General features: G+C 57.9%; 19 protein-coding genes. 14 read left to right on the forward strand and 5 right to left on the reverse strand.

Translation table 11 applies throughout. The features are described from left to right. Positions 1-488: 488 nt before the first annotated feature. The 4 genes from DTF_RS0107305 to DTF_RS0107320 all read left to right on the forward strand — a co-directional run bounded on the left by DTF_RS0107305 (position 489) and on the right by DTF_RS0107320 (position 2,779). Positions 489-779, forward strand: a complete 291-nt coding sequence (locus DTF_RS0107305) for a nucleotidyltransferase family protein (protein WP_027714792.1) — start codon at positions 489-491, stop codon at positions 777-779. After that, on the forward strand, positions 776-1,135 hold the full coding sequence (locus DTF_RS0107310) for a DUF86 domain-containing protein (RefSeq protein ID WP_027714793.1): 360 nt from the start codon (positions 776-778) through the stop codon (positions 1,133-1,135). The genes DTF_RS0107305 and DTF_RS0107310 overlap by 4 nt, the downstream gene beginning before the upstream one ends. A 353-nt stretch (positions 1,136-1,488) precedes the next feature. Next, positions 1,489-2,454 carry a tryptophan--tRNA ligase gene (gene trpS, locus DTF_RS0107315; RefSeq protein ID WP_027714794.1) on the forward strand — a complete coding sequence of 322 codons (966 nt, stop codon included), beginning with the start codon at positions 1,489-1,491 and terminating at the stop codon, positions 2,452-2,454. A gap of 139 nt (positions 2,455-2,593) precedes the next feature. Beyond that, positions 2,594-2,779, forward strand: a complete 186-nt coding sequence (locus tag DTF_RS0107320) for a hypothetical protein (protein WP_027714795.1) — start codon at positions 2,594-2,596, stop codon at positions 2,777-2,779. Positions 2,780-2,819: 40 nt separating this feature from the next. Here DTF_RS0107320 and DTF_RS26020 read toward each other — a convergent pair whose 3' ends face one another. Then, positions 2,820-2,993 carry a DUF4177 domain-containing protein gene (locus tag DTF_RS26020; RefSeq protein WP_081702852.1) on the reverse strand — a complete coding sequence of 58 codons (174 nt, stop codon included), beginning with the start codon at positions 2,991-2,993 and terminating at the stop codon, positions 2,820-2,822. 49 nt (positions 2,994-3,042) lie between these two features. Between DTF_RS26020 and DTF_RS0107330 the strand changes: the two genes are divergently transcribed. Next, complete coding sequence (locus tag DTF_RS0107330) at positions 3,043-3,312, forward strand: hypothetical protein (protein ID WP_027714796.1); 270 nt, start codon at positions 3,043-3,045, stop codon at positions 3,310-3,312. Between the two features lies 1 nt (position 3,313). On the opposite strand, the gene DTF_RS0107335 is transcribed toward DTF_RS0107330, so the two are convergent. After that, positions 3,314-4,189: a TIGR02757 family protein gene (locus tag DTF_RS0107335; protein ID WP_027714797.1), complete on the reverse strand. Its 876-nt coding sequence runs from the start codon at positions 4,187-4,189 to the stop codon at positions 3,314-3,316. A 505-nt stretch (positions 4,190-4,694) separates the two neighbouring features. On the opposite strand from DTF_RS0107335, the gene DTF_RS0107345 reads away from it, so the two are divergent. The 3 genes from DTF_RS0107345 (at position 4,695) to DTF_RS0107355 (ending at position 7,605) form a co-directional block, all read left to right on the forward strand. Further along, a complete protein-coding gene (locus DTF_RS0107345; RefSeq protein WP_027714798.1) occupies positions 4,695-4,961 on the forward strand; it encodes a DUF485 domain-containing protein in 267 nt (88 codons plus the stop codon). 12 nt (positions 4,962-4,973) lie between these two features. Beyond that, complete coding sequence (locus tag DTF_RS0107350) at positions 4,974-6,908, forward strand: cation acetate symporter (protein WP_027714799.1); 1,935 nt, start codon at positions 4,974-4,976, stop codon at positions 6,906-6,908. Positions 6,909-6,987: 79 nt separating this feature from the next. Continuing rightward, positions 6,988-7,605, forward strand: a complete 618-nt coding sequence (locus DTF_RS0107355) for a hypothetical protein (RefSeq protein WP_027714800.1) — start codon at positions 6,988-6,990, stop codon at positions 7,603-7,605. 243 nt (positions 7,606-7,848) lie between these two features. Here DTF_RS0107355 and asnS read toward each other — a convergent pair whose 3' ends face one another. From asnS to DTF_RS0107370, 3 genes are all read right to left on the reverse strand, one after another. Further along, positions 7,849-9,237 (reverse strand): asparagine--tRNA ligase, encoded by a 1,389-nt coding sequence (gene asnS / locus DTF_RS0107360; RefSeq protein WP_035056099.1) that lies wholly within the window; start codon positions 9,235-9,237, stop codon positions 7,849-7,851. 125 nt (positions 9,238-9,362) lie between these two features. Next, positions 9,363-9,545 (reverse strand): Flp family type IVb pilin, encoded by a 183-nt coding sequence (locus DTF_RS22450; protein WP_035056103.1) that lies wholly within the window; start codon positions 9,543-9,545, stop codon positions 9,363-9,365. An 87-nt stretch (positions 9,546-9,632) separates the two neighbouring features. Then, a complete protein-coding gene (locus tag DTF_RS0107370; protein ID WP_027714802.1) occupies positions 9,633-11,219 on the reverse strand; it encodes a peptide chain release factor 3 in 1,587 nt (528 codons plus the stop codon). 268 nt (positions 11,220-11,487) lie between these two features. Here DTF_RS0107370 and malQ point away from each other — a divergent pair, with 268 nt between their 5' ends. The 6 genes from malQ to DTF_RS0107405 all read left to right on the forward strand — a co-directional run bounded on the left by malQ (position 11,488) and on the right by DTF_RS0107405 (position 17,690). Next, on the forward strand, positions 11,488-13,020 hold the full coding sequence (malQ, locus tag DTF_RS0107380; RefSeq protein WP_027714804.1) for a 4-alpha-glucanotransferase: 1,533 nt from the start codon (positions 11,488-11,490) through the stop codon (positions 13,018-13,020). 119 nt (positions 13,021-13,139) lie between these two features. Continuing rightward, on the forward strand, positions 13,140-13,895 hold the full coding sequence (locus tag DTF_RS0107385) for a hypothetical protein (protein WP_051361099.1): 756 nt from the start codon (positions 13,140-13,142) through the stop codon (positions 13,893-13,895). A gap of 136 nt (positions 13,896-14,031) precedes the next feature. Further along, positions 14,032-15,186, forward strand: a complete 1,155-nt coding sequence (locus DTF_RS0107390; RefSeq protein ID WP_027714806.1) for a metallophosphoesterase — start codon at positions 14,032-14,034, stop codon at positions 15,184-15,186. After that, positions 15,187-16,239: a type III polyketide synthase gene (locus DTF_RS0107395; protein ID WP_027714807.1), complete on the forward strand. Its 1,053-nt coding sequence runs from the start codon at positions 15,187-15,189 to the stop codon at positions 16,237-16,239. 3 nt (positions 16,240-16,242) lie between these two features. Beyond that, positions 16,243-16,785, forward strand: coding sequence for an isoprenylcysteine carboxyl methyltransferase family protein (locus tag DTF_RS0107400; RefSeq protein WP_027714808.1), 543 nt, complete (start codon positions 16,243-16,245; stop codon positions 16,783-16,785). Positions 16,786-17,153: 368 nt separating this feature from the next. After that, complete coding sequence (locus DTF_RS0107405) at positions 17,154-17,690, forward strand: hypothetical protein (RefSeq protein WP_027714809.1); 537 nt, start codon at positions 17,154-17,156, stop codon at positions 17,688-17,690. Positions 17,691-17,705 lie beyond the last annotated feature (15 nt).

Here is a 17,705-nt window from a genome sequence, read left to right on the forward strand (position 1 = left end):
GGAAATCCTTATGGACCTCGCCGGTGATTTCATCACCCAGGTCAAGAGCCCTCAGTACCACAGTTTTCATAGCTATATTGCCGCTACGGCATGGAACATCGCTCATTTGGAGGAGTCGCAACGCCCTTCCGCCATCGCAAGCTACCTCGAAAGGTTCCCTCTCGATCAACGCGACAAGTTGCAACACGAAATAACACGAAATGGATTTGCTGATCGGCGAAAAACTTTCCAGGCACCCCTGATGTCATCAAGATCATCGTCAATCTCCAGGTCGAAGAGGAAGGTTCCGATATCCGACTCATGGTTGCCTCGACCCCATACCAGAAACGAATTTCCCGGCCTACGGTTCATTTGACACCGAGTAGGTATTGCTGATCTCAAAGGCAATGCTTCGATTTCGAAAATCCAGGTTTTCCCATTGGCTTTGTTCTCACGCTAAGCGATAATCGATCCCGCAAGCCTTAATTGACCTGATAACGGAGAGTCCTATGAAACCCTCAGAAGCCCTCAAGGCGCATCGTGACGAAATCAGACGGCTTGTGGCGCAGTATCGGCTCCGCAACGCCCGGGTATTTGGGTCTGCCCTCCATGGCAAGGATACAGACGGCAGCGACCTTGACATCCTGGTCGATCCGCTGCCCGGGACGACCCTGTTCGATCTGGGCGGCCTACAGATCGACCTGGAGGAAAGGTTGGGGGTTCCGGTCGAAGTGCTCACCCCCGGAGACCTGCCCACGAAATTTCGCGATCATGTGCTTAGGGAAGCGAAACCGATATGACAGCTAAACAACAAGGGTTGAGACTGTCCGATTACCTCCAACACATGGTCGAGGCCTCTTCGCTGGCCTGCGGTTACGTTGAAGATATGGATATTGAGGCGTTTCGGGATGACAAAAAAACTCAGCAGGCTGTGATTTTGAACCTCATGGTAATCGGTGAGGCTGCCACGCAGATCGCCAACGAGTATCCTGAGTTTGTGGCGGAACACCCGGAAGTCTTGTGGAAGCAGATTCGAGGGATGCGAAACCGAATGGCTCATGGTTACTTTGAAATCAACCTGGATATTGTTTGGGATACCGTTCGGGTTTCGATTCCGGCGATGAGGGCGAAGGTAGAAAAACTCTTGAAGAATTGAGGCAAAAGCAGGAAAAGAGTTTGGAAACTTGTGCCGGAAGCACCTCGGTTATCCGCACTTTCCCCGTTGACGAAAAAGGCCGGAACTGCTAGGTTATCCCGCCATGAGGAAGCTTTTATCCGACATTATAAAAAAACGCCACTGGTGGCGGTGGACCATGACCGGCCCGCGCGCCGCTTTTTGCTGAAAACACGCCGCGGAAATCCGCGGCAGGCAGCAGTAAAGCCGCGGCGACCCCGCGGTTTTTTCATTTGAAGTCAATTATCAGCCACAGGATGCCTCAGCTTTCAAGGTGAAACCTGGGAGAACGCCACGGCCGATTATCGAGACCAGTTTACAAGACGAGGTTCAAAATGCGCATTCTTTCCGGCATCCAGCCTTCCGGCTCCCTGCACCTGGGGAACTACTTCGGCATGATGAAAAAAATGATCGACTACCAGGAGAACGAGGATCTCTTCTGCTTCATCGCCAACTACCATGCCATGACTTCCCTCCTGGACGGCAAGTCCCTGGCGAGAGGGACGATCGAGGCGGCGGCGAACTTCCTGGCCCTGGGACTTGATCCGGAGAAGAGCACTTTCTGGGTGCAGTCCGACCTTCCCGAAGTGCAGGAACTGACCTGGTTCCTCTCCAATTTCACTCCGATGGGACTGCTTGAACGCTGCCACAGCTACAAGGACAAGGTCGCCCGGGGGATCGCCGCCAATCATGGCCTCTTCGCCTATCCCGTCCTGATGACCGCCGACATCCTGATGTTCCAGAGTGAAAAAGTGCCGGTCGGCAAGGATCAGAAACAGCACCTGGAGGTGGCCCGAGACATCGCCATCAAGGTGAACAACACCCACGGAGGGCTGTTCACTGTCCCTGAGCCGGAAATCGACGAGGAAGTGGCGACCGTCCCCGGTCTGGATGGGCAGAAAATGAGCAAGAGCTACGGCAACACCATCGACCTTTTCCTTGAGGAGAAGGCGCTGCGCAAGCAGGTGATGCGCATCGTTACCGATCCGACCCCGGTGGAAGACCCCAAGGACCCGGACAAGTGCAACGTCTTCCAGATCTACCGGCTGTTTCTGGACAAGGAGCGGGAGAACGCCATGCGCCAGCGCTATCTGGCCGGCGGCTTGGGGTACGGGGAGGTGAAGCAGGAACTGTTCGAAACGGTGCGGGACTTCTTCGCTCCCTATGCCGAGCGTCGCAGGGAACTGCTGGCCGACCCCGACGGCATCCGCGCCATATTGGCCCGGGGCGCCGAAAAGGCACGTTACACGGCAAATAAGACGATGCGCAAGGTCCGCAAAAAGGCGGGGCTTGCGTATTAGCTTCTCTTTCCAGGTTTACAGTTTTGCTTCCCCCCCGATGCTCTGGCATACTCTAGTCAACAGGCATCAGATATCAGGTGTCAGGTTTAAAACCTGAAGCCTGACTCCTGACTCCTGAAACCTGGAAGAGGGAGGATCTATGAGCGTCTACCGCAAATGGTTCTGCACCTGTACCGACAAACCCGTCGAACTGAGCTATGAGGAACTCCTCGAGGGGGAGGAAGGCGAGAAAGCCGAACCTTTTTGCAAGCGCTGCGGTGCGACTCCCTCATCCGATCCGAAACGGACGGTGATCTACCGGGACGTGGAAGACTGGGAGGACTGAAAAAATAGTAAGGGGTGAGGAGTGAGGCGAAAGAGATCTCTCATTCACCCTGTCGGGTAAAGAGGATGAAAGCCATGGCAGGGCGCTTGCTCGCCTCGCGCATGGCGAACTGTATCCCCTCCAGGCGCCAGCCCTGGGAAACCCATTCGTTGAGGATCTTCTCCAGTTCTTCGTCAGTCACCAGGGACGTTTCGACCACCTTATAGCGAAGCATAAACTTTCCTCCTCACTCCTCACCCCTCACTCCTCACGAGGTTTTCACCATGCCCATTGCCGGAAGTCCCAAAAAGCTTGCGCAGGATATTGCCGGAGGGTACATGATGCTCTCTCCTCCCATGCTGAAAGCCTACACTCCCGCAGACCTCAAGACGATACTGGCCAACCTTGGCATGGTCGCCCGGGAAATTCGCCAGGAGCAGGTCTCCCAGGAAGATGTCCTGGCGGTGAAAGCAAAGAACATGAAGCTCTCCCGCCTCAATCAGGCCGAAATTGTCGTCCGCGCCTATTGCAAAAAGAAGCGGATAGCGGTCTGAGTCAGGTCCAAGGCCCCTCGTCCCTCACCACCACCCCGCACAACCCTGCCACGGCGCAGGGGATGCATGCTTCTCCTTGCCTTCCTGTACATCCTTCGCTGATTCCTAGATGCGACAGGGCGAAATCGTATCGCACCGGATCCTTCGGATCGAGATGGCGCAGCCTCTCTGTCACTTCGAGGGCCATTCGCCAGTCCGGGGTGCGCCGACGGGTCATTCCGAGGAGTCGGGAAATACGGGCTGTATGGGTATCCATCGGCATAATTAGCCGTGCCGGCGAAATACCGCGCCACAACCCCAGGTCGACTCCGTCATCCGGTCGACACAGCCAGCGCAGGAGCATGCACAATCGCTTGCAGGCGCTTCCGCCGGCGGGACTGGGGAAAAGGTAGCGGACGGTTGCCTCCGGCGGCAGATCCCGGCGACCGTAAAAGGGAGAAACATCTATCGCCAGGGCTCTCCGGCAGAATGAAACAAGCGCCGGTCCCATATCGACGGCCGCCGGATCATCTCCCTCCAGAAAAAACCCTTCGATGCTCCCCGCCTCCTCCAGCATGCGGTGCAGCAGCCAGCTCAGACAGGCCAGATCCTGGCCGCTGTTGAAGCGATGCCTGAAGCCGTTCAACCGCCCGCCGTCCCTGAGGGGGTCGAAGCTTCGAACAAAAGCCGCGGGCCCTTCCGGCATGCGCCGGAAGAGATCCTCCAGATTATTGCGGATGATGGCCACCCGACCGTAGGCCAGTGAAGCGCTGAAGAACGCCGCTATCTCTCGATCCGCGGGATCCGGGAAACGGCGGGGAAAGGAGAGGGGATCATTGGCCAGAAAAGCGGAGGAGCGGGTGGCGAGAACCTGCTCCAGTATTTCCTTTAGATTCATGCCTTCAACCTACCATACAGTGTGAACGAGCGCCAAATCTTTGATCGCTGATCCTTTGGAAAAGCATTAATTTCCAGATCGGGAAGGTTTTACCCGATAAGTTAAAACACCTTTTTAAACACACGATCAGTTATTTTTTACCGAACCGAAATCGCAATAAATATCATATACTTTATCAATTTTCACCCTGCAAAACTAAAGTATTAATAAAAGTTTTTAGTTGACATGATATTAGAACATCGTATCATGTGCTCGAAAACCGGAACCAACATAAGGCATAAATTACCACGCAAGCATCGGCGCGGACCCCGACGGACAAAAAAGGAGTTGAAAAGGGGATTTCCGATCCTTCCCTCGAGGAGCGGCGATCTCATGGCGAGAGGAGGTGAAGTGATCCATTTCCCCGTCTGCAGCCGAGCCGGGATGCAGCTCATGGATGCAACGCATGCATTCACTTTTATATTTTGGGAAATCCGAATTTTCTGGAGAGAGAAGGAGTGACAAAATGGGACACGGACCCGCAGTAAAACTTGGGAAGGACAACGCTTCCGCTTATAAGACCAGACTCGGCATCTGGTGCTTCTTTGCCTACACGGCGGTCTATTTCAGCTTCGTGGCGGTCAACACTATCAAGCCCTCCTTCATGCAGAAGGTCGTGATGGGGCAGACGGTGGCCGTCGTTTTCGGCTTCGGACTGATCATTCTGGCCCTCGTCATGGCCGTGGTCTACAACCATTTCTGCACTGCGGCTGAAACCCGCATGAACAGGTAAGGAGGGAAGATCATGGTCTATACTCAGTCGCCCCTGGCCATCGGCCTTTTCATCAGTTTCGTCCTGTTCGTTCTGGGGCTCTCATTCTACCTGGCCCGCCGTACCACCTCCGCCGCGGGATATTATGCCGCGGGCGGCAATATCCACTGGTTCACCAACGGCATCGCTTTTGCCGGCGACTACCTGTCAGCCGCCTCTTTTCTGGGCATCTGCGGCATGATCGCCACCGCCGGCTATGACGGGTGGATGTACTCCATCGGTTATCTGGCCGGCTGGATCGTCGCCCTCTTCCTGGTCGCTGAGCCGATGAAGCGCCTCGGCAAATACACCTTCACCGATGCCCTCGATTCTAAATTCAACTCCAAGGCGATCCAGCTCACCGCGGCGATCTCGACCCTGCTGGTTTCGGTTTTCTACCTGATTCCACAGATGGTCGGAGCCGGCGTACTGGTCCAGCCGCTTCTCGGCCTGCCGCACTGGGTCGGCGTATGCATCGTCGGCATCGTCGTGACGATCATCGTCGCCACCGCCGGGATGGCCTCCACCACCTATGTCCAGTTCTTCAAGGGCGCCCTGCTGCTGATCATGTCCACAATCGTCGTCGCCTCGGTGCTGGCGCGGGGCCTGTCCACCACCCCGGCGGACAACAACGGCAATCCCTATCATGACTTCAAGACCCTGCACGCCACCAGCTCGATGGAAATCTCCGAGCCCGGCTACGCCGTCATCGAGGGGAAGGATTCCGCCTTCGGGGAGGCAGGCTTCGTCAAGCTTGCGAAGGACGGACAGCAGACGGTCTGGCATGTACAGGAAGATCCACAGGGCGGCTATCTCCTGGAGGAGACCCTCTTCACCGCCGAACTGCCGAGCGGCGCCAAACTCTACAACGGCGCCGAAAAGGAAGATGGCAAATTCTTCCCCGTCGGTCACATCAAGGAACTCCGCATCGATGGCCAGGAAGTGGCCCAGACCGGACCGGTAGGCCCCTTCGCCTACCTCTCCGCCCTCAAGGACAGCACCATTGTGCTGTGGGGCAAGAAGTACATCATGGACGGCGAAACCAAGTATACCGTCTACTATCAGAAGCCGACCCCCGGCGCCCGCGTGCTGCGTCCCGGCCTGAAATTCAAGGTCGACAACGCCACCGGCACCGAGAAGTTCAACTTCATCTCTCTGATGGTGGCTCTTTTCTGCGGCACCGCGGCGCTGCCGCACATCCTGATCCGCTACTATACCGTCCCGAGTCAGGCCGCCGCCCGCAAATCGACCATCGTCGCCATCGCCGCCATCGGCTTCTTCTATGTTCTGACTCTGTTCCTCGGCATGGGAGCGATGACCAGCGGCGTCATCAACATGACCGACAACAACATGAGCGCGCCGCTGCTGGCTCTTTCCTTCGGCGTCGTCCTCTTTGCCGTCATCTCGTCGCTGGCCTTCGCAACGGTCCTGGGCACCGTCTCCGGCCTGATCGTCGCCGCCTCCGGGGCGGTCGCCCACGACCTGATGGACAATTTCCTGGGGATGAAAATGAGCGACACCGGCAAGGTGCGCGCCGGCAAGATCGTCGCCATCGCCGTCGGTGCCATCGCCATCTACCTGGGGATCGTCTTCGAGGGGATGAACGTCTCCTTCCTCGTCGGCTGGGCCTTTGCGGTGGCGGCTTCTGCCAACCTGCCGGCGATCCTGATGCTTCTCTTCTGGAAAAAGACGACCGCCCAGGGGATTGCCGCCTCCATTCTGACCGGCCTGGTTTCGTCCCTGGGGCTGATCCTGATCTCCCCGGACATGTGGGTGCGCTACGGACTGCTCCCCTCGGACGCCCCGATCTCTTTCAACAGCCCCGGCCTGATTTCCATCCCCCTGAGCTTCATCGCCCTGGTGGTGGTCAGCCTGATAACCCAGAAGTCGGCGGTGCCCGACATCGCGGTCGAGGGAGCGGAAGCCTGATTTTCTTGAATACGATCGAGATCTGCCATACCATGGGGCCGCCTCCGGGCGGCCCCGATTCTTTTCCAAGGTTTTGCCGATGAAACGTTTTCGCTTTACCCTCCTGGCGGTCTGTCTGCTCCTGCTCTACCTGGGGTGGAACGACGTCTCACTCTACCTGCGCAACCCTTCCCCCCTGACCATCGAAATTTCCGAACTGGAGCGAAGCGGCGCTCCCCGGGAATGGTTGCATCTCACGGACGGGATCCAGGATCTTGAAGAAGCTATCAGCACCTCGGGCAGCGTCGATATCGACGCCCTTCTTATCCCCCTCAAAAGTTCCACTCGGGAAGATAATGTCCGCGTCCTCTTGGAAACCCGTCACCCTGGCCTCATGGAGCATTTCAAGGCTTATCACTTCAAGCAGGATTCGGCCTTCGCCAAGGAGAAATATCTTCGCGAGCATGCTGCGGACTTCCACTCCGCCCGGGATGTCACCGGCATGATAGTCGGCGGCCTGGTCGCCAGCGGGAACCGCGACAAGCTGATGCAGTTGGCCAAGGATGTCGGAATGGATGCGGCCGATGACGTCATCTTCATCAGCGAGGGGAAGGAGCCGTCCCGCTACCGCGGCTTCTTTTTTCTGGCCGTCGGGCTGCTCGGTCTGGTCAAGGTGCTGCTGAGGTGGAAGCCGAAACAACCGGCGGCGCAGGGATGAAAAAAAAGAAGGCGGAGCCGGGGCTCGCCTTCTTTTTTTTGCACAACGGTGAATAGAATTTCTTTTTATAAGCAGGTCTCACGCGAAGCCGCGAAGACGCGAAGTAGGATCAATCCGTAAGGACTTGCCGCTTGGCATGTCCACCTTACATTCAATATTATTCAATATCTTCTTTTTTTTGTTTTCTTTCTTCGCGTTCTTCACGGCTTCGCGTGAAATATATGTTTTTCGTTTTTCAATCGATCAGAACCGGGCGTTGCCCGGCGTCCGGGGGAAGGGAATGACGTCGCGGATGTTCTCCATCCCGGTGACGTACATCAGGAAACGCTCGAAGCCGAGACCGAATCCGGCATGGGGACAGCTTCCCCATCGCCGGGTATCGAGATACCACCACAGGCTCTCGGGCGCAATCCCCATCTCTCTCATCCGTGCAGTCAACACATCGTGGCGCTCCTCGCGCTGACTGCCGCCGATGATCTCGCCGACCCTGGGAACCAGAAGATCCATAGCCGCAACCGTCCGCTCATCCTCGTTGAGACGCATATAGAAAGCCTTGATCCCCGCCGGATAATCGGTGACGAAGACCGGCCCCCGGAGCACCTTCTCGGTAAGATAGCGTTCATGCTCCGATTGAAGGTCGAGACCCCACTCCACGGGGAATTCGAATTGCTCTCCCGAATTCTGCAGAATCCTCACCGCTTCCGTGTAGGTTACGGTTTTGAACTCGGCGCCGGCCAGCGATTCAAGCTTCGCGATCAGCCCCTTTTCGATGCGCTCGTTGAAAAAGGCGAGGTCCTCCGCGCAGTTCTCCAGGGCGTACGTCACGAGATACCGCAGAAAATCCTCGGCCAGCCGGCAATCCTCCGCGAGATCGGCAAAGGCCATCTCAGGCTCGATCATCCAGAATTCAGCGGCATGTCGGCTGGTATTGGAGTTCTCCGCCCTGAAGGTCGGACCGAAGGTATATATGTCTGAAAAAGCCGCGGCAAACAGTTCTCCCTGCAACTGACCGCTGACGGTGAGTCCCGTCTTCTCTGCAAAGAAATCCTGTTTCCAGTCGATCCGGCCGTCCGCCAGGGGAGGCCTCTCGGCAGCGAGGGTGGTCACCCGGAACATCTCCCCTGCCCCTTCGCAGTCGTTGGCTGTGATGATCGGGGTCTGGACATACAGGAACCCGCGTTCATGGAAGAACCGGTGCACGGCATATGAAAGAACGCCGCGCATCCGAAAGACGGCGCTGAAAGTGTTTGATCTCGGCCTGAGGTGGGCAATGGTGCGCAGGTATTCGAAGGAGTGACGCTTTTTCTGGAGTGGGTATTCCGCATCTGAATCGCCGAGGATTTGGATCTCCCGGGCCTGGACTTCCCATCGCTGCCCGGACGCCGGTGATTCCACCAGCGTTCCCCTCACCGCCAGGCAGCCGCCCGTCCCCACCCCCGAGACTTCTTCGAAGCCCGGCATATCCGGTGACAGTACGATCTGAATGGAGGCGAAGCAGGAGCCGTCGTTCAGGGCGATGAAGGTGACTTCCTTGCCGCGCCGCACCGTGCGCACCCACCCCTTCACGGAGATGGTCTCCTGGCCGCAGACTGCGCCCAGCGCATCCTTTATCCGGGTTCTATCGAGCTTCATACTGCTAACTTTCATGCTTTTTTTACAAAAAAAAAGAAGACACACATCCTCTTTTTCCGTCTGAGTCGCACCGGGCGCAAGACTCGACGAATAAAATTCCGCTCAAATCTGAATCGCTCCCCTGCTCAGGAACTGGCCGCGGTGAACGCGGAAACAAACGTGCTAAAACCCCCTTCCACCTGCAAGCCGAGAAAAACAACGGCCGCAAGCACGACCAGAAGGATGAGGGTGATCATGACCACGTATTCGGTGGCCGTTGCACCCTTTTCTTCCGTGAGCATCCTCCTGAAGATGTCCATTCCGCACATCAGCCACCTCCTCCAGCAAGAAGTAAATTCGACACTTTAATAAAACTTAGCTCCGTCCCTCCTTTTGTCAAGAAGATCTGATATCGCTCAATTATGCTCCCGGGTTTTGTGAAAAGTTATAGCCGGCCACTGCTCTATGGTATGTCCGAGTCGCCATTCGCTGGAGGCGAGATAGGCGAGATTCCCCTCGGCATCTAGAGCCAGGTTGGCCTGGTTCTTCCTTTCGAAGTCGTCCAGCTTTTTCCGGTCCCCGCAGCTGATCCACCGGGCCGTAGCGTAGTCGATCCCCTCGTAAAGGGCGTCTACGCCGTATTCGGTCTTGAGTCGGGCCACGATCACGTCGAACTGCAGAACCCCGACCGCGCCGAGAATGTAGTCGTTGTTTATCAGAGGCCGGAACAGCTGCACCGCCCCTTCCTCGGCCAACTGGGTGAGACCCTTTTCGAGCTGCTTGGTTTTGAGGGGATTTTTTAGACGCACCCGGCGGAAATGGTCCGGCGCGAAATTGGGGATTCCGGTGAACTTGAGGGGCTCCCTGGCTGTGAAGGTGTCACCGATCTTGATGGTCCCGTGGTTGTGGATGCCGATGATGTCGCCGGGGTAGGCCTCCTCCACGTTGGTTCGGTCCTGGGCCATGAAAATGGTGGCGTTGGCGACGATCACGTCCTTGCCGATGCGATGGTGGCGCAGTTTCATCCCGCGACTGAAGGTCCCCGAACAGATGCGCATGAAGGCGATGCGATCGCGATGCGCCGGATCCATGTTCGCCTGTATCTTGAAGACGAACCCGGAGAACGGATCCTCATAGGGGGAAACCTCACGGCTGGTGGTTTCCCGGGGCTGCGGCGGCGGGGCCTGTTCGACGAAGGCGTCGAGCATCTCCTGCACGCCGAAGTTGTTGATGGCGCTGCCGAAAAAGACCGGCGTCTGGTTCCCCTTGAGATATTCCTCCAGCTCAAAGGGATTTGCCGCCCCCTCAAGCAGTTCGATGTCACCCCGCAGTTCGTCGGCCTGGCTGCCGAGAATCTCGTCGAGCCGGGGATCGGTCAGGTCTTCGATGACCACAGCATCCTGGGGCCGGGTTTCCTGCCCCGGCTTGAAAAGGGTCAGCTGCTTTTTGTAGAGATTGTAGGTCCCCTTGAATCGTTTGCCCATGCCGATCGGCCAGGACAGTGGAGCACACTCGATCTGCAGCGTCTCCTCGATGTCGGAGAGAAGTTCCAGCGGCTCTCTCCCCTCGCGGTCGAGTTTGTTGATGAAGGTCATGATGGGAGTATTGCGCATCCGGCAGACTTCCATCAATTTCTTGGTCTGGGTCTCGACCCCCTTGGCGCTGTCGATGACCATCAGCGCACTGTCGACAGCGGTGAGCACCCGGTAGGTGTCCTCCGAGAAATCCTGGTGTCCCGGGGTGTCGAGAAGATTCACCTCGAAACCGCGGTAGTTGAATTTCATCACGGAAGAGGTCACCGAAATGCCGCGTTCCTGTTCCATGGCCATCCAGTCGCTGGTGGCGTGGCGCGCGGCCTTGCGGGATTTGACCGCCCCGGCCATCTGGATGGCTCCGCCGAACAGCAGCAGCTTTTCGGTAAGGGTGGTCTTGCCTGCGTCGGGATGGCTGATGATGCCGAATGTACGGCGTCGGTCGACTTCCTGCTGGTGGTGCTTGTTCACTTAGTTAACCTCAAAGGAAAATTATGATGGTCAAAAATGTTGGAGGGAACCTCTTCCCGGCGGTGATCGATTTACGGGGGGGGGGCATGCACCCCGCACACAAAAAAAGCGGGCTGGACGGCCCGTTTGCAGATTTCAATAATAGCTTAAACTACCCGCCCGGGTCAACGTGTATGAAGGGAATCCCCTTTGCAAATACTTCCTTTATGGCATAATGAGAACCATCCGGAAATTCCGGATGAACATGACGGATTCAGAAAGGTCTTCCATGCAACTCAAGCGATCCAGCGGCATCATCCTTCACCCGACATCCCTTCCCGGCCGGTTCGGAATCGGAGCGCTCGGGGCCGAGGCTTATGAGTTCGTCGATTTTCTAGCCGATGCGGGGCAATCGGTCTGGCAGATTCTTCCGCTGGGGCCTACGGGTTATGGCGATTCGCCCTACAGCGCATTTTCGGCTTTCGCCGGCAACCCGCTGCTGATCTGTCTGGAGCGGCTGGTGGAAACCGGGGATCTGAACCCGGAAGACATTGAAGGAATATCCTTTCCCGAGGGCAAAGCCAATTATGGCTTCGTTCACGGCTTCAAGGAACGCCTCCTGCACCAGGCGGCGCACCGGTTTCGAACAGGGGCAAGCGCCGAACGCAGGGCGGCTTTCGAGGAATTCTGCGCTCTTCAGGGGTATTGGGTCAACGATTACAGCCTTTTCCGCGTCCTGCGCAGCCACTTCGACGAAAAGTCCTGGAACCAGTGGCCTACGGACATCCGGAAGCGCGAAGAGAAGGCCCTGCAGAACTGGAGGGAGAAACTGGGCGATGCCATCTACTACCATCAGTACGCACAGTTCATCTTCTTCGAGCAGTGGTTTGCTCTGAAAGGTTATGCCAACAGTCGGGGAATCAAGATCTTCGGGGACATTCCCATCTTCGTAGCTTTCGATTCTGCCGACGTGTGGGCCAACCCGCACCTGTTCCACCTGGATGAAAACGGAAGTCCGACAGTGGTGGCGGGGGTCCCACCCGATTATTTCAGCGCGACCGGCCAGCGCTGGGGCAATCCCCTCTACCGGTGGGACCGCATGGCTGAAAGCGGATTCTCCTGGTGGGTTGCCCGCTTCCGCTGGAACCTTTCCCAGGCGGACATGGTGCGTATCGACCATTTCCGAGGCTTCGAGGCCTGCTGGAGCATTCCCGTTTCCGAGGAGACGGCCGTCAACGGCAGTTGGACACCGGTGCCCGGGGAAAAGCTTTTTCTGACGCTGGTCGAGGTCATGGGAGAAATCCCGGTGATCGCCGAGGATCTGGGTTTGATCACGCCGGAAGTTGAAGAACTGCGCGACCGGTTCGGTTTTCCGGGAATGAAGGTGCTGCAGTTCGCCTTCGGCTCCGGCCCCGATCCCGACCCCGGCAATCCTTATCTCCCCCATAACCTGGAGCGCAGGAGCGTCATCTATACCGGGACTCACGACAACACCACGACTCCCGGATGGTGGCAGGATCTCAGCAAAGACGAAAAGAACGCCGTGCGCTCCTATCTTGGCACGGACGGCAGGGATATTCATTGGGACCTCATCCGCCTGGCCATGCTCAGCGTTGCCGACCTGAGCATCTTTCCTCTGCAGGACGTCCTTGGCCTCGGCGCCAGTGCCCGGATGAATGCGCCCGGCAGCTCGGCGGGAAACTGGAGCTGGCGCTATCTCCCCAACGTCCTGACCGAAGAGCTGCGGCAGCGCCTCGCCGGAATGTGCCGCACCTACGGACGAATCCCCTGGGAGGAAACGCCCTCCTTTCTCGCAGGATAATCAAAACCCCCTTGAATCCCTATCTAAAGATATGTTAAGGTACGCATCGGTCAGATTTTGATCACGCCTAAACCATAAACGGGCGAAGATTCGCCCACTACCCTGTGTGGAGGACAACCGTGAAAAAGCAGCTCACTCTTATCCTGGCCGGCCTGATGACCCTCGCTCTGGCCGCCGGGTGCAAGGAAAAAACCCCCGAAGTCACCGAACAGCAGAAACCGGCCGCAGCCGCTCCGACCGCTCCGGCCGCCAAGGGTAAATCCGGGACAGTCGTGGAAACCATGAACTCCGGTGGATACACCTACCTTCAGGTCGACACCGGCACGGAGAAGATCTGGGCCGCCGCACCCGAATTCCCGGTGAAGGTGGGAGACCCGGTTGTGGTCCCCGAAGGGATGCCCATGGCCAATTACCACAGTAAAACTCTCAACCGCGATTTCGAGGTGGTCTATTTCGTCGACTCCGTCATGGTGGGCGGAGAGCAGGCTGCCGCCGGTCAATCCACCATGCCCGAAGGGCATCCCCCCATCACCGCAGCTGAAGGGAACGGGGTGGACGTTTCCGGCATCAAAAAAGCTGAGGGTGGCAATACCGTCTCCGAGATCTTTTCGGCTAAAAGCGAACTGGCCGGAAAAGAAGTAACCGTACGCGGTAAAGTGGTCAAGTTCAGCCCTCAGATCATGGGCAAAAACTGGATTCACCTTCAGGACGGCACCGGCGACAACGGCAGCAACGACCTGACCGTCACTACCGATTCCACGGTCAATGTCGGCGATACGGTCCTGGTGAGCGGTGTCCTCAACACCGACAAGGACTTCGGATACGGCTATCAGTACGCCGTCATCGTCGAGGATGCCAAAATCATTGTCGAGTAACTCCTTCTCGCATCAGCATCGAACCCCCGGCCGTACGGTCGGGGGTTTTTTGTTATAATCGTCCTGTGCTTCCATGAACTTGTTTCGGAATCCCCATGGATTTCCGAAACCGACTCCCCCTAGCTGATGCAAACACATGCTGATCTTCGCGCTGACATTCCTGGCCATCTATTCGGCCATGCACGCACTGGTCTTCTGGGGCTTTTACCCCCTGCTCTCAGGTCATCCTGCCCTGCCGACTCTCACCGGCCTCTGGATGGGCGCCATGATCGTCGCTCCGGTGGCGTGCCGCGTCCTCGACCATCACGGCCACCCTCTTTTCGCCCGGGCCCTGGCATGGGTCGGCTACAGTTGGATGGGCCTTCTGTTCCTGGCCTTCAGCCTCTTTGCTCTGCTTGGGGTCTGGGAGCTGCTGATCTGGTCGCTGGCCCGGTTCTATCTCGCCATTCACGCCGTATCGCTCTACGGCGCCGTGACCTCTCTGCTGGTCCTGGTGACGGTGCTTGCCGCGGGTCTGTACGGCCTCTTCGAAGCATCGGCGCGGCGGGTCGAGAGAGTAACTCTCGAAAGCGCCAAGCTGCCCGCCAATGTGGAAAAGCTGCGCATCGTCCAGATCTCCGACCTTCACCTCGGCCTCATTCACCGGGAAGAGGCCCTGGCCCCCATCGCCGCTTTGATCAGCGAACTTGAGCCGGACCTCCTGGTGGCGACCGGTGACGTGGTCGATGCTCAGATCAGCCATCTTGACGGTCTGAGCACCCTGTGGCGGCGCCTCGATCCGCCGCTCGGCAAGTACGCCGTGATCGGCAACCACGAAGTCTATGCCGGACTTGAACAGAGTCTGGCCTTTCTGGAGAGAAGCGGCTTCACCGTTCTGCGCAACGAAGGCGCCACGCTTCGGGACACCCTGGCCCTGGTCGGCGTGGACGATCCCGCCGCCCGCTCCCCGCAGGACGAGACATTTCTGTTGAAAAACGTCCCAGGGAACCTTTTTACCGTTCTCCTCAAGCACCGTCCGGTTCTGGAGGAAGAATCCCAAAGCCTGTTCGACCTGCAGCTCTCGGGCCACGCCCATCGAGGCCAGATTTTCCCCTTCAACTTTCTGACCGGCCTTGAATACCCCATGCAGAATGGTCTCTACAGCCTTTCAGGGGGCAGCCACCTTTACACCAGCCGGGGAACCGGAACCTGGGGACCGCCGATGCGCATCCTCGCCCCCCCGGAAATCACCGTCTTCGAAATTGTCAGAAAACCGGAGAAGCCCACGGACCGTCGAGAAAGGACCCGCTGAATGCCGAGAATCATCGCTGCCGGCCACGCCTTGCCGCCTCACGTCGTCTCCCAGAAGGAGGTCCGAAAAACAGCGGAGCACCTTTTTACCGGGAAAATCGCCAACCTGAAAAAGCTCCTGGCGCTTTTCGACCGTTGCCGGATCGAGGAGCGCCAGTTCATGCGCCCCCTCGAATGGTACCTGGCTGCCAGAACCCCCTCTGAACGCAACCGGGTCTACCAGGAGGATGGGATGGAGCTGCTGGACCGGGCGGCCCGGAACTGCCTGGCCGCGGCCGGCATGAGTCCGGACCGGGTGGACCACCTCATCTTCGTCTCCTCCACCGGACACGCCACCCCCACCCTCGACGCCCGGCTGATCAATGTGCTGGGCATGCGCCCCTCCACCACCCGGCTGCCGATCTGGGGGTTGGGATGCGCGGGCGGAGCGGCGGGACTCGCCCGAGCCTTCGACCACTGCCGGGCCCATCCCCGGGACGCGGTTCTGCTGAGCGCCCTGGAATGCTGCAGCCTGACCTTCTGCGAAGGAGACTTGAGCAAGAAGAACCTGGTGGCCACAGCGCTCTTTGCCGACGGCGCGGCGGCGGTCCTCGTCGTCGGCGACGAAGTCGACCTGAGTGGTCCGGAGATTCTGGCCACCGGCTCCCACCTCTTTCCCGACAGCTACAGGATTATGGGCTGGGACTTTCTGGACGACGGGATGCAGCTGGTTCTCTCCCCCAAACTCCCATCGATCGTGAAGCAGGCCCTGCCGGCCCTGATCGATCGTTTTCTGGAGGAACAGCGCCTGCAACGCTGCGACCTGGTTCACTACGTCACCCATCCGGGAGGGGCCAAGGTCCTCGATGCCTATTGGGAAAGCCTCTCGCTCGCACCGGAGGAACTGGAGTTCTCCGCCGAGGTCCTGCGCCGTCACGGCAACATCTCGTCGGTGACGGTGCTGGTCATTCTTGAGAAATGGCTGAACTCGCCGCGGGCGAGCCGACCGGGGCACGGCCTGCTGTCGGCCTTCGGTCCCGGATTTTCCGCCGAACTCGTACTCTTCAGGGTGTGAACAATGTCCCTCTGGTGGATATTCGGATTTTATTTCGGTGAGCGCCTCTTGGAACTCCTTCTCGCAAGAAGAAACCGGCGACGGCTGGTGGCCCGGGGAGGAAGGGAATTCCACCCCGAAAGCTACCGGACCATCGTTTTGCTCCATACCCTCTTCTTCGCCTCTCTGCTGGCGGAGTCCTTCCCCTGGCGGGTGCCCCTCGACTCTCTCACTCTGTTTTGCCTGATCTTCCTGGTTTTCCTCCAGAGCCTGCGCTACTGGTGCATCGTCAGTCTGGGCGAATACTGGAACACCCGCATCATCCTCGTTCCCGGAGCCGAGGCGAGTCGCCGCGGGCCCTATCGTTTCCTGCGCCATCCAAACTACCTGGCAGTGACCCTCGAATTCGCCGTCATCCCCCTGCTGATGCGCGCCCCCCTCACCCTGGTCGTCTTCTCTCTGGCCAACCTCGTCGTCCTGCGGCAACGCATCCGCCTGGAGGAAGAAGCCCTCAGGGAGTTCACCGATTACGGCGAGCGGTTTTCCCGGCCCCCGATAAATGACTGAACGAGGTTTACCTCTAGGACGATGATTATCTCACTAAAATCAACTCTCGCCATATTTTTGCTTGACATCCCCCTCCGAATTTCATAATTATTAATCCGTTTAATTTTCATTGTTTAATGACCTTTGATTGAATCGCCGGAGATCGGCTTTTGCATGGGTGGGTAAGATGGATACGTCTCAAAAAGCCGCTTTGGTCAGCAGATTGCTGATAAGCGGCTTTTCTTATTCGCCCCCAAGTGGACCGGCGGCATGTAAATAACTGTCCCGGGCGGGTCGTCGTCTGAAGCGGCTCCTGCCCTGTTCACCTGGGAAAAAGGGATTTCCCCGGCTTCCCGTATTTTTATTCGATTGCAAGGAGGAAGAGAATCATGAAAGCGTCCAAAACTGTAAAGATGCTCCTGGGCTTGGCAGCCGTCGTCCTTCTGATGGTCTCCGCCGGCTGCGCCCCCCACATGGCCCGCCCCGACCAACTGACCGCTCCCGAGCCGGTCGTAGGGAACACCGGCAAGTACATGTCCCCCTACACCTCGGATGAGGTCCTGGCCGAATGGGTCGACAATGCGATCAAGGCCCGGGCTGCGGGCAAGATCGGCGGCGCCATTGGCGCCTATGCGGGGACCAAGGCCCTGGAGCAGGTTCCCCTGATCGGCGGCATTCTCGGTGAGAAGGTGGGCAACAAGATCGGCAAGGAAATCGCCATCAAATGCGCCGGGGGGATGGACTTCATCTGCAATTCCTCAGACCTCTCCTTCAACAGTCTGGACGACATGGCCGTCTACCTCTACGTCAAGCACTCCAGCCATGAGCATTACCAGGATGCATTGAAGGCCAGCTTCGGCATCTATCCCCAACTCGAGCAGCGCTACTATGTCGCCCTGGCGAATGCGTCAAAAGGAATCCGATAAGCCGAAACACAGAAT

It is taken from the genome of Desulfuromonas sp. TF, assembly GCF_000472285.1.
Lineage (GTDB): Bacteria > Desulfobacterota > Desulfuromonadia > Desulfuromonadales > ATBO01 > ATBO01.